The organism is Streptomyces ipomoeae 91-03, assembly GCF_000317595.1.
GTDB classification, from domain to species: Bacteria; Actinomycetota; Actinomycetes; order Streptomycetales; family Streptomycetaceae; genus Streptomyces; species Streptomyces ipomoeae.
The window spans coordinates 1-22,847 of sequence record NZ_AEJC01000360.1 but is presented as its reverse complement, the minus strand read 5'-3'; the positions used below and the strand labels follow the sequence as shown (position 1 = coordinate 22,847).

Here is a 22,847-nt window from a genome sequence, read left to right as displayed (position 1 = left end):
GGTACGTCTGCCCCCGGGCCGGGGCATGCCGTGTAGTACGGCTGCTCCCTACCCGGTGTTCAGCCGACTTTTGCGGTTTCTCAGGCGGCCGGCGTTCCGTTCGGGCAGTTCAGGGACGGGTGGGGCGGCTGAGCTGACTCATCGGTAGGTCACTCGGTGGCGTACCGGACTCGGTAACAGAGGCCCGGCAGCTCGCCGCTCGCGAGCTTCAGCAGGACCTCCGGAAGCTCCTCGAAGGCGCACTCGCCGGTGACGAGCGCGTCGAAGCGGTCGTCGGCGAGGAGTTCGAGCGCGAGGGCGAGCCGGTCGGCGTACGTCCGGCCGGGGCGCCCCGACGGGGAGACGGTGCCGACCTGGCTGCTGCGGAGGGTGAGGCGGCGCGAGTGGAAGGCCTCGCCGAGCGGCAGGGCGACACGGCGGTCGCCGTACCAGCTCAGCTCGATCACCGTGCCCTCGGCGGCGAGGAGTTCGAGCGACCGTACGAGTCCCGGTTCGCTGGCGCTGGCGTGCACGACCAGGTCGCACTCCCCCAGCGCCTCCCCCGGCAGCGCGAAGTCGACACCGAGCGCGCGGGCGATGTCGGCGCGCGCCGGGTCGGCGTCGACGAGCTGGACCCGCACCCCCGGGTAACGGGCGAGCAGCGCGGCCACCGAGCAGCCGACCATGCCGCCGCCCACGACGGCGATCCGGTCGCCGATGAGGGGCGCCGCGTCCCACAGCGCGTTGACGGCGGTCTCGACGGTCCCGGCCAGGACGGCGCGGGCGGCGGGCACGGACTCCGGTACGACGGTGACGGCGCTCGCCGGGACGACGTACCGGGTCTGGTGCGGATACAGACAGAAAACGTTTCTGCCGATGAGTTCCTCCGGCCCCTCCTCCACCCGTCCGACGCTGAGATAGCCGTACTTCACGGGTGCGGGGAACTCGCCCTCCTGGAAGGGCGCGCGCATCGCCGCGTGCTGGTTCTCGGGCACCGATCCGCGGAACACGAGGGTCTCGGTGCCACGGCTGACACCCGAGTACAGGGCGCGGACCAGCACCTCGCCCCCGGCGGGTCCGGTGAGGGTCTCCGCACGGATCTCCCCCTGCCCGGGTGAGCGGAGCCAGAAGGAGCGAGCCGTTGGTTTCATGTGCGTCTCCGTGAACGGTCGGGCGCTTCTCCACGTACGCAGCGGTGGGAGTCGCGGACACGGTACGCGGCGATGATCGTTTCTGTCACACACGCTTGGAAGGTTTGCGGTGGCCCTGATCAACACTTACGACGGCCGGCTGTTGCTCTCGGAGACGACCGTGGGCGCCGGTGCCCAGGTGCTGCTCCTCGCCTTCCTGGGCACGGCGATCGGCCTGGGTCCGGCGGGCTGGCTGACCGGACTGGCCTTCGGGCTCGCGACCTGGGCGGTGCTCAACCGGGCCCTGCTGCGCACCCGGACCCGCACCTTCGGCCCCGCCAACCGCGTCACGCTCGGCCGGGCGATACTGGTCGGCGCCGTCACCGCCCTGGTCGCCGACTCGTTCCAGAGCTCGCCGCCCGTCTCGCTCTTCGTCGGCCTGACCGCCGTGGCCCTCATCCTCGACGGCGTCGACGGCAAGGTGGCCCGCCGCACCGGCACCTCGACCGCGCTGGGCGCCCGCTTCGACATGGAGGTCGACGCGTTCCTGATCCTCGTGCTCAGCGTGTACGTGTCCATGTCGCTGGGTCCGTGGGTCCTGCTGATCGGCGTCATGCGCTACGCCTTCGTCGCCGCCGCCAAGGCCCTGCCGTGGCTGAACGGTTCCCTCCCGCACAGCATGGCCCGCAAGACGGTCGCCGCGGTGCAGGGTGTCTTCCTGCTGGTCGCCGCCTCCGGCCTGCTGCCGTACGCCGCGGGCTTCGCCCTGGTCGCGCTGGCCCTGGGCTCTCTGATCTGGTCCTTCGGCCGCGACATCGGGTGGCTGTACCGCACGCGGGAGGAGCGGACGGCCACGGGTTCCGTGCCGGAGCCGATGGCCCTGGCGCAGCCGGTGACCGTGGCCGTGACGGTGGAGACCGCTGCCGGGAGCCGTGAGGCCGAGCTCGTCAGGAGCTGACCTCGCCGGAAGCCGATGTGATGAGGGGCCCGGCTCAGGGGCCCCGTCACACCGGAATCAGCAAGTGAGAGCGCCGAGTCAGCGCACCGTGAGAACGATCTTCCCGGTCGTGCGGCCGGTCTCCCCGAGGGCGTGCGCCTTGCCCGCCTCCTCCAGCGGGAACGTCGCCTCGATACGGGCCCGGAGCTGCCCCTTCTCCACCAGCTCGGCGATGGCCCGCATCCCGGCCTGGTCGGCCTCGACGAGCAGGGCCTCCAGCCGAACGCCCAGCTCGGCGGCCCGCTCGGCGTCGGCCTCGTAGCCGAGCGGCAGGATGGTGACGAGCACCCCGCCCTCCCGCAGAACGTCCAGGGAACGGCTGCGGACGTCACCGGCGAGGGTGTCCAGGACCACGTCGACATCGGAGACGGCCTCCGTGAAGTCCGTGGTCCGGTAGTCGATCAGCTCGTCCGCCCCCAGCTCGCGCAGCAGTTCGTGCTTGCCGGCACTGGCCGTACCGATGACGTACGCGCCCCGTGCCTTGGCGATCTGTACGGCGAGATGACCGACGCCCCCGGCCGCCGCGTGGATCAGGACGCGTTGTCCCGGCCGTACGTCGGCCGTGTCGACGAGCGCCTGGTACGCGGTGAGCGCGGCCAGCGGCAGGGCACCGGCCTCGGCGTGGTCGATGTTCGCCGGCTTGAGCGCGAAGGAGCGGGTGGGTGCCTTGGCGTACTCGGCGTACGCGCCCGCCGCGTGCGGATAGGGCAGCATCCCGAACACCTCGTCGCCCGGCTTGAACAGGGTGACCCCGAGGCCGACCTCCTCGACGACCCCGGAGACGTCCCAGCCCAGCACGGGCAGCGGGTCGGGGTGCCACAGTCCGAAGGCCCGGTTCTTCCAGTCGGTCGGGTTCACACCCGCCGCGTGCACCCGTACGAGGATCTCGCTCATCCGCGGGACGGGGCGCGGCAGTTCGACCTCGTTCAGCACCTCCGGGCCGCCGAAGCCGTCCTGGCTGACCGCGCGCATGGTGGTGCCGTCGCCGGTCCTGCTGTCGTTGTTGTCACTCATGCCGTTCAGCCTGCTGCGGGCCCGCGATCACGACAATGGCAGGATGGCCATCATTCGATGGGATCGTGCCACGCGTCGTGGCACACTGTCCGGCATGACCTCTCCCCACCGTGTCGTGGTCCTCGCGCTCGACGGGGTCTATCCCTTCGAACTCGGCATGCCGAGCCGCATCCTCGGCGCCATCGACGGTCTGTACGAGGTGCTGACCTGCACCGTCGACGGCGGCCCCGTGCGTACGGCAGCGGACTTCGCCATCACCGTGGACCACGGCCCCGAGGTGCTGGACACGGCCGACACGGTGATCGTCGCCTCGTTCGGCCTGTCCCCCGCGGCGGCCGAGTTGATGTCGACCGAGCTGCCGGGCCCGGTGGCGGCGGCGCTGGCGCGGATCCGGCCCGGCACCCGGCTGGTGTCCATCTGCTCCGGCGCCTTCGTGCTCGCCGCCGCAGGTCTGCTGGACGGCCGCCCCGCCACCACGCACTGGGCGCTCGCCGAGATGTTCAGGCGCCGCTTCCCGGAGGTCGACCTGGACCCCGATGTGTTGTTCGTCGACGACGGCGACATCCTGACCTCGGCCGGCGCCGCGTCAGGTATCGACATCTGTCTGCATCTGCTGCGTGAGGACCACGGCAGCGAGGTCGCCAACCGGGTGGCCCGGCGGTGCGTGGTGCCGCCCTGGCGGGAGGGCGGCCAGGCCCAGTACATCGAGCAGCCCGTGCCGCAGGACCCGGCCAACGGCACCGCCGCCACCCGGCAGTGGGCCCTGGAACACCTCGACGCGCCGCTCGCCCTCGCCGACCTCGCACGGCACGCCCGGATGAGCCTGCGCACCTTCGCCCGCCGCTTCAACGACGAGGTCGGCATGAGCCCCGGCCGCTGGATCGTCCAACAGCGCGTGGCCCGCGCCCGCCACCTCCTCGAATCCACCGACCTCCCGGTCGACGACATCGCCACCCGGGTCGGCTTCGCCACCGGCACGTCCCTGCGCCAGCACCTGCACGCGACGATCGGCGTGTCACCGCTGGCGTACCGGCGTACGTTCCGGGCCGTTCGGGTTCCCGGCAGCGAACTCGGCGGCGGCGAAGAAGGCAGCTGACCTTCCTCGAGCCATGAAACGCCGGCTCTCCCTCCTATACCGGTCCCGCCCCCGGAACACTCCCGGTCCCCACCCCCGGTGGCATGTTGAACGGGGTCACCACCTGGATCGCGGACGGCAGGAAGGGGCCCTCGTCCGGGAGGGCGTGGTGGGCCCGCATGATGGTCTGGCAGGCACGGCGCATGTCCTGGCGAAGGTCGTGGTGGAGCACGGCGGAGAGCCGGCGTTCGCGCAGCAGCCGGGTGTTGTCGTGGTCGAGGTCGTGCGCGACGAAGACATGCGGCTCCCGGCCGAGCTCGGCGAAGGCGTCGAGGGTCGCGGTGTTGCCGCCGCCGATGGAGTAGACGGCGCCGATGCCGGGTTCCCGCTTCAGCGCGTCGAGGACGAGTTCCCGCTGGGTGGTGTCGAGGCCGTCGCTGTCGGTGACCTCGACGAGCGCCCGCCCCGGCTCGGCGGCCCGCATCGCCGCCCGGAACCCCATCTCGCGCTCCTCCTCGTTGCGGTAGAAGCTCCGGCTGATCGTCACCAGCACGGCATCGGGCCGATCGCCGAGCCACTGCCGGATCAGATACGCGGCGGTCGTCCCGGCGGCCCGGTTGTCGATGCCGACGTACGCGCCGCGCGGGCTGCTCGGCAGGTCGGTCACGAAGGTGACCACGGGGATACCGGCCGCGACCAGCCGCTCGACCGCGGCGGTGACCTCCGGGACGTCGGGCGCCTTGAGGATCACCCCCTGTGAGCCGCGCCGCCCGATCCGGTCGAGCACCCGCACCATCTCCGAGGCCGACCCGGTCTCCCGGAAGTGGAAGCGGGACCGGACGACCGCCGGGTGCAGGGACGGCAGTTCGGCCTCCAACGCCTCCCGGACCGCCGTCGAGAACCGGTCCGGCGACTGCATCACGATGTCGACCATGAACGTACGGCCGCCGATCCGCACCTGTGTGCGCTGCCGGTCCAGGTCCTTGACCGCCTGGTGCACCTCACGGGCGGTGCTCTCGCGCACCCCGCCCCGGCCGTTGAGCACCCGGTCGACCGTCGCCTGGCTCAGCCCGGCCTGACGGGCGATCTCACGGATCGTGTAGGGGTGTCCCATGGCTGCGCTTCCCGGAGGTGATTGATGGGTTTTTGAGGGGCCTCTGCGGGTTGTATGAGGGGGTCCGCGCCCCAAGACTGGCAGAGACGCAGACGCTACGAAAGGCCGACCGACAAGGCCTGCGAAAGGATCCGACATGGCCCTCACCGCTGCGGGCTCAAGGACCTGGCTGTCCGAGGGGGACTGCGACCTCGACGAGTTCCGCGCCCTGGTCGAGCGCACCACCGACCCACGTGACCACCCGTACGCGGAAGGCGTCGTACAGAACGTCCTCGTCTACGACAGCGAGCGGCTGCGCGCCGCGCCGGACCGCCGGGAGATGCGGGCGGAGTTCGTCCACGCCCTGCTCGACGGCCCCGGGATCGTCGTCCTCAAGCGGGCCTTCACCGATACGGGTGTCGTGGACACGGCCACGGCCGTGTTCGAGGCGCTCATCGAGGAGGAGCGCGCGTCCGGCACGGCCCGCGGCGACCACTTCGCGAAGCCCGGCGCCAACGACCGCGTGTGGAACGCGCTGGAGAAGGCGGCCGTACGCGCCCCGGAGGCGTTCGCCGACTACTACGCCAACGACATGCTGGCGCTGGTCTGCGAGGCCTGGCTCGGCCCCGGCTACCAGGTGACCTCCCAGATCAACGTGGTCAACCCCGGTGGCGCGGCGCAGAGCGTGCACCGCGACTACCACCTCGGCTTCCTCGGTCAGGAGCGGGCCGCCGCGTACCCGGCGCACGTCCACCGTCTCTCCCCCGTACTGACCCTGCAGGGCGCGGTGGCCCACTGCGACATGCCCGTCGAGTCCGGCCCGACCCTGTATCTGCCCCACTCCCAGAAGTACGAGCCCGGCTATCTGGCCTGGCGTCTGCCGCGGTTCGTGGAGTACTTCGCCGAGCACCACGTCCAGCTGCCCCTGGAGAAGGGCGACGCGGTCTTCTTCAATCCGGCGCTCTTCCACGCCGCCGGTCACAACCGCTCGGCCGACATCAGGCGCATGGCGAACCTGCTCCAGATCTCCTCCGCCTTCGGCCGCGCCATGGAGACCGTGGACCGCGAGGCCATGGTCAACGCCGTCTTCCCGGTCCTCCTCGCCCGCCGGGCCGAGGGCGCCGCCGAGGACTGGCTGCGCCGCGTGGTGGCCGCCACCGCCGAGGGCTACCCCTTCCCCACCGACCTGGACCGGGACCCGCCGGTCGACGGGCTGGCCCCGCCGTCGCAGGCGGACCTGATGTGGCGGGCCGTGTCCGAGGACTGGAGCCCGGAGCGGCTGCGCGAGGAACTGCGGGCGGGCGCGGAGCGACGCCGCGGCTGAACGAGGCTCCGCGACCGAACGATGCCTGTGGCTGAACGACGCTTCTCGGCCGAGCGATGCCCAGTAGTTGATCGAGACCAGTAGTTGATCGAGGCGCAGTGGCCGATCGAGGCGTGCGCGGCAACTGATCGAAAGGAATTCCCCCACATGGCACTCCTGGAGGACAAGGTCGTCCTCGTCAACGGCGGCAGTCAGGGACTGGGCGCGGGCATCGTCCGCGCGGCCCTGCGCGAGGGCGCGACCGTCGCGTTCACGGGCCGTCGTACCGAGCTCGGCGAGAAGCTGGCGGCGGACACGGGCGCCACGTTCATACGGGCGGACCTGGCGGACCCGGCGCAGGTGCGCGGCAGCGTGGAGCAGGTGATCGCGAGCCTGGGCCGTATCGACAGCCTGGTCAACGCGGCAGGCCTGACCTCCCGGGGCTCGCTCCTCGACACCTCGCCGGAACTGTTCGACGCGCACATCGCGATCAACCTGCGCGCGCCCTTCTTCGCGATGCAGGCGGTCGTCGCACACCTGGTGGCCCGGAAGGCGCCCGGCACGATCGTCAACATCGGCTCCAACTGCGCGCACGGCGGCCCGCCGCGCCTCGCGCCGTACTCCACCGCGAAGGCCGGTCTGGCGGGCCTCACCCGCAACGCCGCCCACGCCCACCGCTGGGACCGGATCCGGATCAACGACCTCAACATCGGCTGGACGGAGACCGAGGGCGAGGACGCGATCCAGCGGGAGTTCCACGGGGCGGGCGACGACTGGCGGGAGAGGGCGGCCGAGCGCCTGCCGATGGGCAAGCTCGGCCAGGTCGACGAGATCGCCGACTTCGTGGTGTTCCTGCTGTCCGACCGCAGCGGCGTGGTGACCGGCTCGGTCATCGACTGGGACCAGAACGTCCCCGGCGCGTCCGACTGACCGGCTCGCCCTGACCTGCTTTCATCCATCTCATTTATCTCATTGCACATCTGAGATCTCACTGCACATCTGAAAGGGACATTGGCCATGCGCATGGGCATCCTGGGGCTGGGCCGCATCGGCGCCTTCCACGCCGGAACTCTCGCCGGGCTCGACGTCGTGGAGGAGCTGGTGGTCTCCGACCCGGTGGCCGCCGCCGCGACCTCCGCCGCCGAGAAGTTCGGGGCCACGGTGGCCGACTCCCCCGAGGCGGTGTTCGCGTCCGGGATCGACGGTGTGGTGATCACGGCGGCGACGGACGCGCACCCGGGGCTGATCCTCGCCGCGGTCGAGGCGGGTATCCCGGTGTTCTGCGAGAAGCCGGTGGCCAAGACGGTGGAGGAGAGCCTTTCCGTACTGCGTGCCGTGCGGGAGAGCGGTATCGAGGTCCAGATCGGCTACAACCGCCGCTTCGACGCGGGCTGTGTGGCCGCCCGGGAGGCGGTCCTGAGCGGCGAGCTGGGCGCGCTGCACACCGTACGGTCGACGACGCTGGACCCCGCCCCGCCGCCGGCGGCCTACGTGGCGGTGTCGGGCGGCATCTTCCGGGACTGCGCGGTGCACGACTTCGACATCGTGCGCTGGGTGACGGGCCGGGAGGTCGTCGAGGTGTACGCGACGGGCGGCAACAAGGGCGCGGAGTACATCAAGGAGGCCGGTGACGTCGACACGGCGTCCTCCCTGCTCACCTTCGACGACGGCACCATCGGCGTCATCTCCAACACCCGCCACAACGCGCGCGGTTACGACGTCCGCCTCGAGGTGCACGGCATGAAGGACAGCATCGCCGCCGGCCTCGACGCCCAGCTCCCCCTCCGCTCCGCGGAACCGGGCGTCACCTTCCCCCCGGGCCCCCCGCACAACTTCTTCATGGACCGCTTCGCCCCGGCCTACCGCGCCGAACTCACCGCCTTCACCGAGGTGGTGGCGGGCACCCGCACGTCCCCCTGCACGGTCGCCGACGCGATCGAGGCCGGCTGGATCGCCGAGGCCTGCACCCTGTCGGTGGCGGAGCGCCGACCGGTGCGCCTGGATGAGGTGCGCAAGGAGGCCGCCGCCTAGGCGTCGTCGTTCACGAACGTCTTGCTGTGTACGCACTCGCGCCGGTGCCCCTCCCCCAAGGGGGCACCGGCGCGAGCCGTCATGGCCCTGGTGTCAGGGCTTGGGCTTGTTGCAGTCAGGTACCCCTTCGAGCCAGGCGGGACCCTTGATGTAGATGTTGGTGACCCAGGCCTTGTAGTCCGGCAGGTAGGACCAGACGTCGTTCTCGTAGCCGTCGGACGACACCCACTCGGCGTGCTTCTGGCATTCGACGCGGATGGTCGTGGAACCGGGGAAGGCGTAGACGCGGGCGGCCGCGAGGCGGGGCTCGGCCTTGGTCCAGACGTCGGTGCCCCAGGTCTGGTGGATGTTGCCGGTGACCTGTCCGGTGTTGACGCGGACGGCGCCGAAGTAGGTGCCGTTCAGGCGCACGTCGCTGACCATGAGCTTGGTGCCGGACTCCTTGGCCTCGACCATCTTGCCGGCGCCGAGGTAGATGGCGATGTGGTGCAGGTCCCTCGAGGTGCCCCACGCCAGCAGGTCGCCGGGGAGGAGCGGGGCGAGGCCCTGGGCGGCGGTGAAGCGCTCGGCGGCGCGGTGCGTGTAGTACTGCTGGCTGGCGACGCCGTTGAGGATGTCCGAGCCGGTGGCCTGGGCGTAGGCGTGGCGGACCAGGCCGGAGCAGTCGAAGCCCCGCCGCTCGGGGTCGTGCTTGCTGTCCTCCGGGTCGCTGGGGTCCACCTGCCCGTAGGTGGCGCCGGGTTGGGCGCCGTGGCCGCCGCCCCATGTGTACCAGGTGCCGGCCGCGACCTCGGCGCAGGCGGCGGCGATCGCCCGCTCGGCGGCCGACGAGGCGCCCGGCGCGAGGACGCCGCACTCGCCGGCGGCAGCCGCGGCAGGTGCCGCCGACACCGCGGCGGCCGTGGACACCGGTGCCCAGAAGAGGAAGGCCAATAGTGCGATCAGTGTGCGGATGAGACCGGTCCGGCGCACCATGCCGAAACCCCCGTTTCCTGTTGACGTGGATGAAGCGCACGTTCGCTCAAGTGGTCAGGGAGCAGCCTGCTGGCCGTGCGCCCCTCCCGTCGAGATCCCGGGGTCGCCCCATCCCGACGGGCAACAGGGAAACACCTGGGAAACCCCCTCCGAACAGGGCGGTTGGGCATCGCCCGATGGCCGGCCGCCCTCACCCGATCGTCGGCCGCCCTCACTTGATTCCTCGGCTTCCTTCGCCCGGCCGTCCGCCTCAGCCACGGTCACAGGCCGTCCCCGGCGACAGCGCCACCCCGGGCAGCAGCGACTCGCGCTCGTCGGGGCCCATCTCCGCGCGCAGTCGGCAGATCCGCGCCAGGCGGGACCCGGGGTCGAGATCCCACAGCCGTACGGTGCCGTCGGTGCTGCTGCTGGCCACCGTGCGCCCGTCGGGGGCGAAGGCCACGCCCCAGACGGCGTTGGTGTGGCCCGTGAGCGTCGCCCACGGCCGCCGCCCGGCGACGTCCCACAGGCGCACCGTACGGTCGTTGCCGCTGCTGGCGAGCGTACGGCCGTCGGGTGAGAACGCGATGCCCCGGGCGGAACCGGTGTGGCCGGTGAGGGAGGTCTCCAAGCGGCGTTCGCGTACGTTCCACAGGCGTACGGTGCCGTCGTTGCCGCTGCTGGCGAGGGTGCGGCCGTCGGGGCTGAAGGCCACGCCGCGCACCGCGCCGGTGTGGCCGGTGAGTGTGGTGAGCGGTCGGTGCGAGGCGACGTCCCAGAGTCGTACGGTCAGATCGTCGCCGGCGCTCGCCAGGGTACGGCCGTCCGGGCTGAAGGCGACATCGTTGGCGTAGTCCTCGTGGCCGGTCAGCTTCGCCAGCTCACGGCGCTTCGTCACGTCCCACAGCCGGACGGTGCGGTCGGCGCCCGCCGAGGCGAGGGTGCGTCCGTCCGGGGAGAAGGCGACGGAGAAGACCTCGCCGGTGTGGCCGGTCAGTTCGGTCAGTGGGGCGCGTTTCGCCACGTCCCAGAGGCGGATCGTGCCGTCGGAGCTCGCCGAGGCGAGGGTGCGGCCGTCGGGCGAGAAAGCCACCGAGAAGACGGTCTCGGTGTGGCCCCTCAACGTGCCGAGGAGCCTGTGGTCGGCCACGCCCCACAGCCGTACCGTGTGATCGGCGTCGGCTGTGGCCAGCAGTTTTCCGTCGGGGCTGTACTCGGTCTGCCAGACCTCGGTGAACGGACGGGGCGTCAGCACCGGGCCGCCGAGGTCCCACAGGACGACGGACTGGTCGAAGCCGGCCGTGGCGAGCAGGGTGCCGTCGGAGGTCAGGGCCACGCCGAGGACGTAGTCGGTGTGTCCGGCGAGCACGGCGGTCTGCCGTTCGCTGCGGATGTCCCACAGTCGGGTCGTGCCGTCGCCGACCGCGCCGACGACCGTGTTGCCGTCGGGTGTGTAGGCGACGGCGTTGATGTCGTCGCTGCTGCCCGTGAACGTCGCGGTCTCCCGGCCGGTTCGCGCGTCCCACAGCCGTACGGTGCGGTCGACGCCCGCGGAGGCCACTTGGCGTCCGTCCGGGGAGAACGCCACACCCAGCACGCTGTCGGTGTGCCCCTTGAGCACGTCGAGCGGCCGGGCGCGGTCGGTGTCCCAGAGCCGCACGGTCCGGTCGTCACCCGCCGACACCAGTGTCCGGCCGTCGGGGGCGTAGTCCAGCGCGTTGAGGGTCCCTTCGTGGCCGGGGAGGGAGGCGATGACGCGGGGCTCGGGCGCGATGTCCCACAGCTGGACGGTTCCGTCGGCGGTCGCGACGGCGAGTGCGCGCCCGCGCGGGTCGAAGGAGACCGCGCGGGCGCCCTTCGTACTGGCGTCGAGCACGGCCTTCCTGCGATGGTCGGCGGCGCCCCACAGGCTCACGGGCGCGTTCGTCGACGTCGCCGCGACGGTACGGCCGTCGGGGCTGAAGGCGACCGAGCGGACGCGTCCGGGGACGGTGAGCGTGGCGAGCCTGCGGTGGCCGTCGGCCGTGCTCCACAGGGTCACCGTGCCGTCGGAGCTGGCCACGGCGAGCGTACGGTCGTCCGGTGCGAACGCCACCGAGTTGACGGGTCCGCGGTGGCCGCCGAGCCGGGCGGAGAACGGCTGGGACTGGGTGCTGAGCAGGGCGCCGCGTGCCTCGACGGTGGCTCCGGCCCGGTAGGCCTCCTCCGCGAGCAGCATCGACGCCTCCGGCTGGCCACCGGCGAGTGAGGCGGACTGTACGGCGAGTGCCTGGGAGCGGGCGACCCGCTCCTGGTCGAGGGCGCCCTCGCGCTGCTGGTAGGCGAGGCCGCCGGCGGTCACGGCGAGGCCCAGCAGGACGGCGAGCGTGGCGAGCATGGACTGCCGGAGTCTGACCTGCCGTGTGGCCTGCCTCCGGCGGGCGTCCTCCTCGGCCAGACTCGCCCTCAGGAAGGCTTCCTCGCCGGGTCCGAGCCGGCTCCAGCCGTCCGACTCGTCGGCCCAGGTCCGTACGGTGTCCAGCCGGGTGCCCCGGTAGAGGGCGGACGGGTCACGGTTCTCGCGCTCCCATTCGCCGGCCGCGACGACCAGTTGCTGGTGGAGCAGCAGTCCGGCGCGGTCGGCGTGGATCCAGTCGCGCAGCCGGGGCCAGGCGTGCAGCAGGGCCTCGTGGGTGATCTCGACGGTGTCGCTGTCCAGGGTGATGAGCCGGGCGCGTACGAAGGCGTCGAGCGCGGCGGCGGCCCCGTCCGCGTCGGTGAGCTCGGCCATCAGGGCGGCCCTGCTCATCCGGCGCCGGGTGGCCCCCGCCCCGTCCACGACCAGCACCAGCCGGGACAGGATGCGGCGGATCGTCTTCTGCTCGGCCGGGTACAGCCGCGCGAACACGTTCTCCGCGGTACGCGCGACCGCCCCCTGGATACCACCGGCCCGCTCGTACCCGTCGACGGTCAGCGCGGACTCCGCACGCCGCTGCCAGGTGGCGAGCAGTGCGTGGGAGACCAGGGGGAGGGCGCCGGAGGGTGTCTCGTCGGCGCCGATGGCGATGCCCTGCTGGGGCGCGCCGGGCTCGTCGCGCAGTCCGGCGTCGCGCAACAGCAGGGGGACGAGGCCGGGTTCGAGGGTGATCCCGGCACGTTCCGCCGGACATGTGATCGATTCCCGCAGCTCCGCCACGGACATCGGCGGCAGGACGAACACACCGTCGGTGAAGGCCTGCGCCAGTTCGGGCAGGTCCAGACAGTTGCCGGTGAAGTCGGCGCGTACGCCGAGCACCACGATGGCCGGATCGTGCGCGCCGTCCGCCGCCGGTGAGGTCGCGAGGGTGCTGAGCACGCGGACGAAGGCGCGCCGCTCGGCCTCGTCGGAGCAGAGAGTGAACAGCTCCTCGAACTGGTCGACGATCAGCACCGGTCGAGGGGGCGGGGGCACTCGGTCCCCGGGTGCCGTCGGTGGTTCGTCCGCCATCGCGCGTACGGCGTCGAGGAGCGCGTAGGGCCTCTCCCGCACCTCCTCCACGCCGACGCCGAGGTCCCCGCCGACGGCCTTGGCGGTGCGCTCCAGCAGTTCGTCCAGCGGTCGGGAGGTCGGGGTGAGCACGACGATCGGCCATCTGTCGGCTCCCGGCATCGGGAAGTCACCGCGCCGCAGGGCGGGTACGAGACCGGCGTTGAGCAGGGACGACTTGCCCGCGCCGGAGGGGGCGACCAGCAGGAGCGGTCCACCGCCGACCCGTTCGAAGAGCCGCTCGACCAGTGCGGCCGTCGCCCGCTCCCGGCCGAAGAACCACTCCGCGTCCTGCGGGGTGAACGCCGACAGCCCCCGGTAGGGACACGCCTCGTCGGACTGCTGTTCGGAGGCGTCGACCTCCGAGGCGTTGTCCGTGTCGGGCGCCTGTGCCTGCTCGACCAACCGCAGCAACTCGCCATCGGCGCACAGTACTTGGTCGCAGAGCCGGGCGACGTCGACGGTCGCCCGCTTCGTGCCGGTCTCGATCTTGCTGAGGTAGCCCTTGCTGTAGTGGGTCTGCCGTGCCAGGTCGGTGAGCGAGAGGCCGCGTTCCTGCCGCAGTCTTCGCAGTTGGGCGGGGAAGGAGTGCGTGGTCAGCGCGTTCCGGTTCCGTTCGTTCCGGCGGTCTGCTTCATCTCCGAGCTGCGGGTCCCCCAAGGTGTCCCCCAAGGCAGTGCGGGCCGTGAGACGGCGGATGCCAAAGGTTACTGGCGGGACGGTAAGGGCAGCCAACCTTTCACTCGGAGTGGCGAAAACACGAACGTCCGGAACCGCGGGCCGATGCGGTTCCGGATGTTCGTGTCGGTGGGATCAGGTCAGGATGACCGCGCAGGATCCGCTGTTGGCCCACCGGTGCGAACTGATGTTGTTGTCGGCCGGGGCACCGCTGCTGAACCGGCTGTACGCCAGGTCATCGACGTACAACTCGCCCGGCAGGAGGCAGGCGTGGCCGTCGACCTGGTTGGCGTGCTCGAAGAACTGGGCGACGCCGAAGGCACCGGTGTAGCCGCGGTTCATCACGGACGAGGCCCTGTCGTTGGCGTCGGGCCCCCAGGTGCCGCTGCCCGGGACGGGCAGAGGCGTGCCCTGGCAGTGCGGCAGATCCCAGGCGTAGACCTTGCCGTCGCGCGGACCCCACTTGCTGTCACAGCCAGGACCGGCGACGACGCTTTCGGCCGCCTGGGAGGTGGCGGCGGGTACGACGACACCCAGGGCGGTGAGCCCGAGAAGCGCCGCCGTGACAGTGAACTTGCGCATCGTGTGTTCCCCCCTTGCGTCGGTGTTGACGTGCCCTCGGACGGACCGGACGGCCCGGGGTGGTCAGTCCCGGGCCGCCCGTGCCGGCCTGGCGGGTCAGGTAAGGGTGGCTCCGCAGCCGCCGTTCACCCATTCGTGCGACATGATGTTGTTGTCCACCACCTGGCCGGTGGTGAACCGGTTGTCGGTCAGGTTGTCGGCGTACAGCTCGCCCGGGTAGAGGCAGGTGTGGCCCCCCTGGCGTTCCGTGAAGTAGTAGAACTTGACGATCGCCAGGTTGCCGGTGTAGCCGCGGTTCATGACGGACGAGGCCCTGTTGCTGGCGCCACCCCAGTTGTTGCTGCCTCCCGCGGTGACGAGAATGGGGTCGCCCTGGCAGTCCTGGGCGTCCCAGGCGTACATGTTGCCGTTGCGCGGACCCCACTTGCTGTCACAGACGGGGCCGGTGACGGCGCTGTCGGCCGCCTGCGAGGTCGCGGCGGGTACGACGACGCCCAGGGCGGTGAGCCCGAGAAGCGCCGCCGTGACAGTGAACTTGCGCATGGTCTTTCCCCTCGTTTCGTTGGTGATGCGTGGGTGGTGGTGCGCCGGTGGTGACGCACCGGGCGGTGGCCCGGTGTGCCCCCACCGGTGAGCGATGCGCGTCCGGGAACGACGTGGTCAGTCGCGCTCCGGAACGATGCGCACCGCCCGGTCATAGGCCTGCTGACCGAGTTGTCGGTAGGTGTCGAGGTCCTTGCCGTACCGGTCGGGCAGGCGGTCCTGGTAGTACGTCTCCCGGGCCGACACCACGGCCCGCAGGGACGTGTCGCGGGCGCAGGTCGCGTCCGCCACGGCGGTCTTCCGCTCGGCGGCGAACGCCTCGTCGGCACGGGCCTCGCCCAGCCGACTGGTGTTGACCCGGACGGCGTCGCGCGCCGCCTGGGGGTCCTTGTAGGGCTGTCCGGCCTTCTTCATGCACCGGGACCACGCCCGTAGCGCCGTGGTGAGCTGCCGGTCCTTCATCAGGTCTTCGCCGTAGAGGGAGTTGAGGCCCGCGACGACCTTGCTCGTGCGGAACCACTCCGCCGGGTCGCCGTAGAGCTTCTGTTCCGCCTCCTCCGTGCAGCCGCCGAGGCGTTTGCGGATCTCGCCGCCGCCCGGCAGCGGCGCGGTGAGCATGCTGGCGTCGTCGCCGCCGTCGAGCGCGACGTCGAAGGCGGCGCGCCGGGACGGGGTGAGGCTCTGACGGTAGGTGCCGATGGGGTTGCTCTCACGGACCTTCTGGTTCTTCGCGTCGATCCGGCCGCCGTACCCGTACTTACGGGCCCACTCCACGTCGTCCTGGACGTAGCGCACCGGACGGCTCTCCTCGAGAGTCAGGCTGCGGTCCTCCCAGTAGGTGAAGCCGTGACGCTTCATGCACTGCGACGTCAGGCGCTGCTGGGCGTCGCTGACGCGCAGTTCCTGCTGCCAGGTCAGCGCCTTCGGCCGCGGTCGCGAATCCCCCTGTGCCCGGCCCCCACCGTCGCCACCGTCACCGCCGGCGCATCCGGTGGTGACGGCCGCGGTGGCCGCCACCACCGCGCACAGAGACATGAACGCACGTCTCATGGGCCAATCCCCCTAGCCTCACGCTTGGTCGTGGTCTTGCTGCGTGCTGACGACTCCAGAGTTGCCCTGCTGCTCACGGGGGTCGACGGGTTTCCTGTTGCCCTCCGGGCAAGCGGCCGGGAAACAAGGCGTGACCAGGGGAAACGTGAGGTGGGAGGCAACGCCGGAGTCGTACAGGAGGTCGGAGCGCAGGCACAGCGAAGTCATGGCCGACTCAAAGCGGAATCTCTTCTCGCAGAAAGCCTGGCGCAATCCATTGACGCGCACATGCCTCCCTCTTATCTTCTGACCGAAGTTCCGCACAAGAGACGAAATTTCGAACAACACCCGACCAACACCCCACGCCTCAGGGCAGTTCACGCAGAAATGGGACGAGCGTTGAACAGAACCCTCAGGGCGGTCCTCGCCCTCCTCACCTCGGTGGCCGCCCTGCTGGGCCTCACCACCGCCCTCGCCGGCCCGGCCGGAGCCGCCCATCCGCCGGCGGGGCAGGCGACGCGGTACACGATGACCGCGTTCACCAACAGCAGCGAGTCGAACATGTACGTCTACGACTCGCCGGACGCGACCGGGTTCACCCTGCGGAAGGGCCCGGCGTACACCCCGCCCTCCGGCCTGATCCGTGACCCCAGCATCTTCAAGCACACGGACGGCTACTACTACCTGACGTACACCACCCGCACCTGGTCGGCGCTGTCCACCACCATCGGCTTCGCCCGCTCCACCGACCGCCTCAACTGGACCTTCCTGTACGACTACACAGTCCCGATCAGCGGTCTGCAGCGCGCCTGGGCGCCGGAGTGGTTCGTCGACACCGACGGCAGCGTCAACATCATCCTGTCGGCGTCCATCGCGGCCGACGGCGAGTGGATCTTCAAGCCGTACAAGCTGACGGCGACGAACTCCTCCCTCACCGCCTGGTCCACGCCCACCGTGCTCTCCGGCATCGGCCCGAACTACATCGACACCTTCATCGTCAAGATCGGCTCCACGTACCACGCGTTCACGAAGAACGAGACGACGAAGTACATCGAGTACGCCACCGCCTCCAGCCTCACCGGCCCGTACACCTTCCGGAAGACCGGCAACTGGGCGGGCTTCGGCTCCTACGTCGAGGGCCCGGCGCTCATACCGCTCGACAACGGCGGCTGGCGCATCTTCTACGACGGCTATTCGGCCGGGAAGTACTGGTTCAGCGACAGCTACGACAACTTCGCCACCTGGTCGACCCCGACCGAACTCCCGGGCCTCACCGGCTTCGTACGCCACCTGACCGTGCTGAAGGAGACGGTGTCCGGCGGTGTCACGCTCCCGACCAACACCACCCGTTCCCTCCAGTCCGTCAACTACCCGAGCCGCTACGCCGTCGTCCGCTCCGACAACCTCGGCTACATCGACCCGGTGACCTCCTCCAGCACCACCGCCGTCAAGCAGAGCGCGACCTTCACGATCGTGCCCGGCCTCGCGGACGCCAACTGCTACTCCTTCCGTGACTCCGCCGGCCGCTATCTGCGGCACTGGAACTTCCGGGCCCGCTTCGACACGGACGACGGCACGACCGTGTTCGACAAGGACGCCACGTACTGCGCCCGTCCGGGCACGACCTCCGGCTCCGTCCGCCTGGAGTCGTACAACTACCCGGGCCGCTACCTCCGCCACTACAACTACGAACTCCGCGTGGACCCCTACCAGGACACAGACACCTTCCGATCCGACAGCTCCTTCACCGCGGTGACTCCCTGGGCCTGACAGAGAGGACCAGCAGACCCCGCGCCCCGAAAGGGGCGCGGGGCTGTATCGATGTGCGGCTCCGCCGCGTGGGCGCGGACAACCCCGCGGGCGGGGGCGCAAGACCCTGCGGAGGTCCTCCGGCAACGACGAGGACGGCCCCCACCGGTCAGGCAGGGGCCGCCGCACAACTCAGCGGTCACTCGTCACCGCGGCCGGCGCCACCGCATACCCCGCAGGCCGGGCCGTGAACGTACCCCGCCCCTGCGTACGACTACGCAACCGCGTCGCATACCCGAACAGCTCCGCCAGCGGCACGGTGGCGGTGATCACCACCGACCCCGCCCGCGCGACCGAGTCCGAGACCCGCCCCCGCCGCGCCGCGAGATCACCGAGCACCCCACCCACGGCATCCGCGGGCACGGTCACGGTCACATCGGCGACCGGTTCCAGCAGCGCCATCACGCAGCCCCGCATCGCCTCGCGCAGCCCCAGCCGCCCGGCCGTGCGGAACGCCATCTCCGAGGAGTCCTTGGAGTGGGTGGCGCCGTCGGTCAGGGTGACGCTCACCCCGGTCACCGGGTGCCCGCCGAGCGGCCCCTCGGCGAGGGCGTCACGACAACCGGCCTCGACCGCACGGACGTACTCCTGCGGCACTCGCCCGCCGACGACGGTCGAACGGAAGGCGAAACCCGTACCGGCGCCACCCGCGGCATCCGCCTCAAGAGGCTCCACATCGAGCATGACATGGGCGAACTGCCCCGCCCCGCCATCCTGTTTGACATGCCGGAAGACCAGACCGGACACCCCTCGGACGACCGTCTCGCGATACGCCACCCGAGGCCGGCCGACGGCGACTTCCAGACCCTGGCTCTGCCGGATCTTCTCCACGGCCACCTCCAGATGCAGCTCCCCCATGCCGGACAGGACCGTCTGCCCGGTCTCGGGGTCGGTCCGCACGACCAGCGAGGGGTCCTCCTCGACGAGCCGCGCCAGCGCCGACACCAGCCGGTCGGTGTCGGTGCTCCTGCGGGCCTCGACCGCGACCGACACGACAGGGTCGGCGACGGTCGGCGGTTCGAGGAGCAACGGGGCCGCCGGTGCGCACAGGGTCGTCCCCGCGCGGGCGGCCTTGAGCCCGATCACGGCGACGATGTCCCCGGCCACCGCCCGGTCCAGCTCGGCGTGCCGGTCGGCCTGGACCCTGAGGATCCGGCCGATCCGCTCGGTGCGGCGCGTGCCCGCGTCCAGCACGGTGTCCCCCTTCCGGATCGTTCCCGAGTACAGCCGCAGATAGGTCAGTCGTCCCGTGGCCGTCGCGCTCACCTTGAACGCCAGTGCCGCGACCGGCGCCTCGGGATCGGCGGCCCGCTCCTGCTCCGTACCGTCGTGCGTACCGCGTACGGCCGGTACGTCGAGCGGCGAGGGCAGATAGGCCACGGCCGCGTCGAGCAGCGGTTCGATACCGCGGTTGCGGTAGGCCGAGCCGCACAGCACGACCACACCGTCACCCGTGCGGGTGAGGTCGCACAGCGCCGAGGCCAGGGTGTCCGCGGAGAGCGTGGACTCCGCGCAGAACTCGTCCAGCGCCACGGGATGGAGTTCGGCGACCGCTTCCTCCAGCCGCCGTCGACGTCGTTGCGCCTCCTCGCGAAGGGCGTCCGGCACGGGGCCCTCCACCACCGCGTCACCGCCGTCGGCCCAGACCAGCGCCCGCATGCGGAGCAGGTCCACCACGCCGGTGAACCCGTCCTCCGTACCGATCGGCAACTGCACGACCAGCGGGGCCGGGTGCAGCCGCTCCCGGATGGACTCGACCGCCGAGTCGAGGTCGGCGCCGGCGCGGTCCAGCTTGTTGACGAAGGCGATCCTCGGCACGCCGTACCGGTCGGCCTGCCGCCACACCGACTCGCTCTGCGGCTCGACCCCGGCGACCCCGTCGAACACCGCGATCGCCCCGTCGAGCACCCTCAGCGAGCGCTCCACCTCGTCGGCGAAGTCGACATGGCCGGGCGTGTCGATCAGGTTGATCCGATGCCCGTCCCAGGCGCAGCTCACCGCCGCCGCGAAGATCGTGATCCCGCGATCGCGCTCCTGCGGGTCGAAGTCGGTGACGGTCGTGCCGTCGTGCACCTCGCCGCGCTTGTGCGTGGTCCCGGTGACATACAGGATCCGCTCGGTGACGGTGGTCTTCCCGGCGTCGACATGGGCGAGGATGCCCAGGTTGCGGACGGCGGTCAGGGTGCCGGTGTCGATGAGGTCGTTGCGCATGGCCCATGGCCTTTCAAGTGCTCTGTCTCAGGGCAGTTCAGGGCAGCGCGATTCCCGGACGGACTCTGTGGCGGGTCACCGCTCGTCGGCGGTCGACTTCAGACGTGCGTCACGGGCATCCGGTACCGGCCGCGCAGCGGGCACCGGACCGACGGAGACACGAGGATCACCTCGTAGCGGGAACGGGGAGCGACGACAGCGGTGCGGTCACACACGGCCGGGCTCCCCTCGCTCATGGACTCTGATCACTCGTCACCAAGGCGCGCCGCAAGCTCGTGCGGCGCGCGATGTGCGGCGAGTCTAGGGAATCCGACGGGGACGGGGCACCGTATTTTCACCGAGGTGGATCAACCGAGATCAGCGCGGCCGACCGCTCCTCCGGCAGCCCCACCCGCAGGACTCTCCCGCCCTCGTCCCAGTCCAGCGTCGTACGGCCTCCCGACTCGAACAACACCCGGGGCCGCTGCCCGCCACCGACCCACGGCAGCGGCACGCTCACCCCGTCCGGCGCCCCGTCCCGTCGCCACACCGCCAGCAGCGTCGTGCCGTCAGCCGCCGTCAACGCGAGCGCGAGCCGACCGTCACGCCAGCCCGGCAACCCCAACGGCCAGCGCGCACGCGCCCCCGGCAGCAGCTGCCGATAGCCCTTGTACGTGTCCAAGGCCCGCCGTACGACGCCCAGTTGGGCTTCCGTCAGCAGATCCGGCCGTCCGCTGAGGTGGACGCGGCCGAGCATCGCCGACACCAGCACCATGCCGAGCTCGGCGTCGGTGTGTTCGGGGAGCGGGTATGCCCAGATCGCGCCCTGTTCCGGGGTGACGGCGGTGGGCGCGGCGGCGGCGATGGCGGGGAGGAGGCGGAAGTCCTGCTGGTCGGTGACGGAGTGGATGGGCAGCCGGGACAGGACGGCGTGGTCGGTACGGCTGCCGCCGGCCGCGCAGCTCTCCAGGACCAGGGTGGGGTGGCGGTCGAGGACGCCGTCGAGCCAGCCGAGGTAGGCCCGGTTGTGCCCGAGCAGACCGTCGCCGGCGCTCTCCCCCGCCACGCCGTCCGTCCCGGCGCCGATGTCGATGTTGTAGTCGAGCTTGAGATAGCCGACGCCGTAGTCGTCCACCAGGCGGTCCACGACCGCGTCGAGGTGGGCGCGGGCGGCCGGGTGGCGCAGATCGAGCTGGTGGCGTCCCCACTCCACCACCCGTACGCCGTCCCGCCGGAAGAACGCCTCGTCGGGGAGTGCGGCGGCGATCGGACTGCGCACGCCGACGACTTCCGGCTCCAGCCACAGCCCCGGCACCATCCCGGCCGCCCGGATCCGGTCCAGTACCTCGCCGAGTCCGCCGGGGAAGCGGGGCGCCGACTCCTCCCACTCACCGACCGCGTCCCACCAGCCGGGCACCCCACCGGGGCCCACGGTGCCGGGTGGCTCGGCGTCGTACCAGCCGGCGTCGATACAGAAGACCTCGGCACCCGCCGTGGCCGCGGCGTCGACCAGGGGCAGCAGTGCCTTCGTGCTGGGTTCGCCCATCAGACTGTTCATGAAGTCGTTGAAGACGATGGGCAGTCGGTCGTGGTCGGGGTGCGGGCGGCGCGTGGCGCGGCGGTGGTCGGTGAGGGCCGCGAGGGCGCTCTCGAAGCCACCGTCGGGGACCAGGGCGATCGCTACCGGGACGGTTCGGAACGACTCGCCGGGTGCGAGGCGGCAGCGCCACTGGTGTTCGCGGTCGGTCGGCCCGGACAGGGCGAGGTACACGTCGTCGAAACGGTCGCCGAGTTCGGCGTGCCAGGAGCCGTTGTGCTCGATCTGCCACAGCAGGGCGCGGCCGGTCACGGCCTCCTCCAGGCATCCCATCGGCAGATACTCCGAGGAGGACCAGGAGCCGGTGCTGGTCACGGCGATCCGGTTCTTCGACCCGGTCTGCCCGAACGCCACCATCCCGACGTCGTACAGCCCCCGTTCGCCCAGCGTGGCCCGCGCCCACCGGAACTCCCCGCTCCAGGGGTTGGCCGCCAGCCACAGCGACAGCCCGTCCTCCCAGCGTTCACCGTCGGGGAGTCGCCGGGCGAGGTTGGACAGGGCGAAGGACGAGACGTATTCGAGGGTGACGGGTTCGTCGCCGGTGTTCTCGACCACGGCCTCGGCGCGCAGGACGGGCACATCGCCGCGCAGGGTGTAGTGGGCGGTGACGCGCAGCCCTCCCGCCTCGTCGGCCATGTGCACTCGCAGAGTCCGCGCTCCCCCGCCGTCGATGTCCTGCTCATGCCCGGCGTACCGCAGTGCCCGGGCGGCGGCGCCGTCCACATGCCGCTTGCCGGACGTACCCAGCCGACCACCACCCGTGGTCTGCACCTCGACCAGCGGCAGGGCCCGGCGCGCGAGGCGCGCGTACACGTCGGGGTCGCGTGCGGGGTCGGGCAGCGAGGCCGCCTCGCCTGCCGCCAGCAGCCGGGCCGGTCCTGTGGGGTCTGTGGAGATGAGCAGGGACAGCGCCTCGGTTCCCCAGCGGAGGGGGGACGTGGACATGGGTGGTGGACTCCTGGAGCGGCGAAACGGCGAGAGACAGGGGCGGAGGGATGGGCAGCGGGGGGCGGGGGTGAGGGGCAGCGGGGGCGAGAGGCAGAAAACGTTTACCGAGGAGCGACCGTAAGTCCTCGAACCGATGGGCCGCAAGGGATCAGGGGGAAACAAAAAACCGCACCGACCGGAAACCGATCAGTGCGGTGACTATGTGTCCGAGGGGGGACTTGAACCCCCACGCCCGATAAAGGGCACTAGCACCTCAAGCTAGCGCGTCTGCCATTCCGCCACCCGGACTAGGTGTCTGTCGCCTTGCCGGGGTGTTCCCCGTGGCGACAGGGACAACAATACCAAGATTTCGGAGTGCCCTTCACCTGCGTATCCGGGCTCCGGGCGGGG

At 71.2% G+C, this 22,847-nt stretch carries 16 protein-coding genes and 1 tRNA gene; 6 read left to right on the top strand and 11 right to left on the bottom strand.

Annotated features, from left to right (window positions below):
• Positions 1–149 precede the first annotated feature (149 nt).
• Positions 150–1,130 carry a zinc-dependent alcohol dehydrogenase gene (locus tag STRIP9103_RS23045; protein ID WP_009320064.1) on the bottom strand — a complete coding sequence of 327 codons (981 nt, stop codon included), beginning with the start codon at positions 1,128–1,130 and terminating at the stop codon, positions 150–152.
• Positions 1,131–1,239: 109 nt separating this feature from the next.
• Here STRIP9103_RS23045 and STRIP9103_RS23040 point away from each other — a divergent pair, with 109 nt between their 5' ends.
• Positions 1,240–2,067 (top strand): CDP-alcohol phosphatidyltransferase family protein, encoded by an 828-nt coding sequence (locus tag STRIP9103_RS23040; protein WP_009320078.1) that lies wholly within the window; start codon positions 1,240–1,242, stop codon positions 2,065–2,067.
• Positions 2,068–2,145: 78 nt separating this feature from the next.
• On the opposite strand, the gene STRIP9103_RS23035 is transcribed toward STRIP9103_RS23040, so the two are convergent.
• Entirely contained in the window at positions 2,146–3,120 is a 975-nt protein-coding gene (locus tag STRIP9103_RS23035) for an NADP-dependent oxidoreductase (protein WP_009320045.1), read from the bottom strand.
• Positions 3,121–3,214: 94 nt separating this feature from the next.
• On the opposite strand from STRIP9103_RS23035, the gene STRIP9103_RS52835 reads away from it, so the two are divergent.
• Complete coding sequence (locus tag STRIP9103_RS52835; RefSeq protein WP_181800443.1) at positions 3,215–4,216, top strand: GlxA family transcriptional regulator; 1,002 nt, start codon at positions 3,215–3,217, stop codon at positions 4,214–4,216.
• Positions 4,217–4,250: 34 nt separating this feature from the next.
• On the opposite strand, the gene STRIP9103_RS23025 is transcribed toward STRIP9103_RS52835, so the two are convergent.
• The gene (locus STRIP9103_RS23025) at positions 4,251–5,309 is read right to left on the bottom strand and encodes a LacI family DNA-binding transcriptional regulator (protein ID WP_009320047.1); all 1,059 of its coding nucleotides are present in this window, start codon (positions 5,307–5,309) and stop codon (positions 4,251–4,253) included.
• Between the two features lie 136 nt (positions 5,310–5,445).
• Here STRIP9103_RS23025 and STRIP9103_RS23020 point away from each other — a divergent pair, with 136 nt between their 5' ends.
• From STRIP9103_RS23020 to STRIP9103_RS23010, 3 genes are all read left to right on the top strand, one after another.
• Positions 5,446–6,612 (top strand): phytanoyl-CoA dioxygenase family protein, encoded by a 1,167-nt coding sequence (locus tag STRIP9103_RS23020; RefSeq protein ID WP_009320091.1) that lies wholly within the window; start codon positions 5,446–5,448, stop codon positions 6,610–6,612.
• Between the two features lie 147 nt (positions 6,613–6,759).
• Positions 6,760–7,521: an SDR family oxidoreductase gene (locus STRIP9103_RS23015; protein WP_009320075.1), complete on the top strand. Its 762-nt coding sequence runs from the start codon at positions 6,760–6,762 to the stop codon at positions 7,519–7,521.
• An 87-nt stretch (positions 7,522–7,608) separates the two neighbouring features.
• Positions 7,609–8,622, top strand: a complete 1,014-nt coding sequence (locus STRIP9103_RS23010) for a Gfo/Idh/MocA family protein (protein WP_009320073.1) — start codon at positions 7,609–7,611, stop codon at positions 8,620–8,622.
• Positions 8,623–8,715: 93 nt separating this feature from the next.
• Here the strand turns inward: STRIP9103_RS23010 and STRIP9103_RS23005 are convergent, their stop codons facing one another.
• The 5 genes from STRIP9103_RS23005 to STRIP9103_RS22985 form a co-directional block, all read right to left on the bottom strand.
• The gene (locus STRIP9103_RS23005; protein ID WP_009320089.1) at positions 8,716–9,597 is read right to left on the bottom strand and encodes an NlpC/P60 family protein; all 882 of its coding nucleotides are present in this window, start codon (positions 9,595–9,597) and stop codon (positions 8,716–8,718) included.
• A 250-nt stretch (positions 9,598–9,847) separates the two neighbouring features.
• Entirely contained in the window at positions 9,848–13,741 is a 3,894-nt protein-coding gene (locus tag STRIP9103_RS23000) for an nSTAND1 domain-containing NTPase (RefSeq protein ID WP_009320066.1), read from the bottom strand.
• Between the two features lie 153 nt (positions 13,742–13,894).
• A complete protein-coding gene (locus STRIP9103_RS22995) occupies positions 13,895–14,341 on the bottom strand; it encodes a hypothetical protein (RefSeq protein ID WP_009320095.1) in 447 nt (148 codons plus the stop codon).
• Between the two features lie 96 nt (positions 14,342–14,437).
• Positions 14,438–14,884: a hypothetical protein gene (locus tag STRIP9103_RS22990; protein WP_009320043.1), complete on the bottom strand. Its 447-nt coding sequence runs from the start codon at positions 14,882–14,884 to the stop codon at positions 14,438–14,440.
• A 117-nt stretch (positions 14,885–15,001) separates the two neighbouring features.
• On the bottom strand, positions 15,002–15,934 hold the full coding sequence (locus STRIP9103_RS22985) for a hypothetical protein (RefSeq protein WP_234022269.1): 933 nt from the start codon (positions 15,932–15,934) through the stop codon (positions 15,002–15,004).
• Between the two features lie 378 nt (positions 15,935–16,312).
• Here STRIP9103_RS22985 and STRIP9103_RS22975 point away from each other — a divergent pair, with 378 nt between their 5' ends.
• The gene (locus tag STRIP9103_RS22975) at positions 16,313–17,683 is read left to right on the top strand and encodes a glycoside hydrolase family 43 protein (protein ID WP_009320088.1); all 1,371 of its coding nucleotides are present in this window, start codon (positions 16,313–16,315) and stop codon (positions 17,681–17,683) included.
• Between the two features lie 171 nt (positions 17,684–17,854).
• On the opposite strand, the gene fusA is transcribed toward STRIP9103_RS22975, so the two are convergent.
• The 3 genes from fusA to STRIP9103_RS22960 all read right to left on the bottom strand — a co-directional run bounded on the left by fusA (position 17,855) and on the right by STRIP9103_RS22960 (position 22,745).
• Positions 17,855–19,933 (bottom strand): elongation factor G, encoded by a 2,079-nt coding sequence (gene fusA / locus STRIP9103_RS22970; RefSeq protein ID WP_009320074.1) that lies wholly within the window; start codon positions 19,931–19,933, stop codon positions 17,855–17,857.
• Between the two features lie 334 nt (positions 19,934–20,267).
• A complete protein-coding gene (locus STRIP9103_RS22965) occupies positions 20,268–22,454 on the bottom strand; it encodes an alpha-galactosidase (RefSeq protein ID WP_009320060.1) in 2,187 nt (728 codons plus the stop codon).
• A gap of 206 nt (positions 22,455–22,660) precedes the next feature.
• Positions 22,661–22,745 (bottom strand) — tRNA-Leu (locus STRIP9103_RS22960).
• Positions 22,746–22,847 lie beyond the last annotated feature (102 nt).

Excerpts from the sequence above, each read along its gene's own strand:
- STRIP9103_RS23045 (WP_009320064.1), bottom strand. The coding sequence starts at position 1,130 with ATGAAACCAACGGCTCGCTCCTTCTGGCTCCGCTCACCCGGGCAGGGG.
- STRIP9103_RS23035 (WP_009320045.1), bottom strand. The coding sequence starts at position 3,120 with ATGAGTGACAACAACGACAGCAGGACCGGCGACGGCACCACCATGCGC.
- STRIP9103_RS52835 (WP_181800443.1), top strand. The coding sequence starts at position 3,215 with ATGACCTCTCCCCACCGTGTCGTGGTCCTCGCGCTCGACGGGGTCTAT.
- STRIP9103_RS23025 (WP_009320047.1), bottom strand. The coding sequence starts at position 5,309 with ATGGGACACCCCTACACGATCCGTGAGATCGCCCGTCAGGCCGGGCTG.
- STRIP9103_RS23020 (WP_009320091.1), top strand. The coding sequence starts at position 5,446 with ATGGCCCTCACCGCTGCGGGCTCAAGGACCTGGCTGTCCGAGGGGGAC.
- STRIP9103_RS23015 (WP_009320075.1), top strand. The coding sequence starts at position 6,760 with ATGGCACTCCTGGAGGACAAGGTCGTCCTCGTCAACGGCGGCAGTCAG.
- STRIP9103_RS23010 (WP_009320073.1), top strand. The coding sequence starts at position 7,609 with ATGCGCATGGGCATCCTGGGGCTGGGCCGCATCGGCGCCTTCCACGCC.
- STRIP9103_RS23005 (WP_009320089.1), bottom strand. The coding sequence starts at position 9,597 with ATGGTGCGCCGGACCGGTCTCATCCGCACACTGATCGCACTATTGGCC.
- STRIP9103_RS22995 (WP_009320095.1), bottom strand. The coding sequence starts at position 14,341 with ATGCGCAAGTTCACTGTCACGGCGGCGCTTCTCGGGCTCACCGCCCTG.
- STRIP9103_RS22990 (WP_009320043.1), bottom strand. The coding sequence starts at position 14,884 with ATGCGCAAGTTCACTGTCACGGCGGCGCTTCTCGGGCTCACCGCCCTG.
- STRIP9103_RS22985 (WP_234022269.1), bottom strand. The coding sequence starts at position 15,934 with ATGAGACGTGCGTTCATGTCTCTGTGCGCGGTGGTGGCGGCCACCGCG.
- fusA (WP_009320074.1), bottom strand. The coding sequence starts at position 19,933 with ATGCGCAACGACCTCATCGACACCGGCACCCTGACCGCCGTCCGCAAC.
- STRIP9103_RS22965 (WP_009320060.1), bottom strand. The coding sequence starts at position 22,454 with ATGTCCACGTCCCCCCTCCGCTGGGGAACCGAGGCGCTGTCCCTGCTC.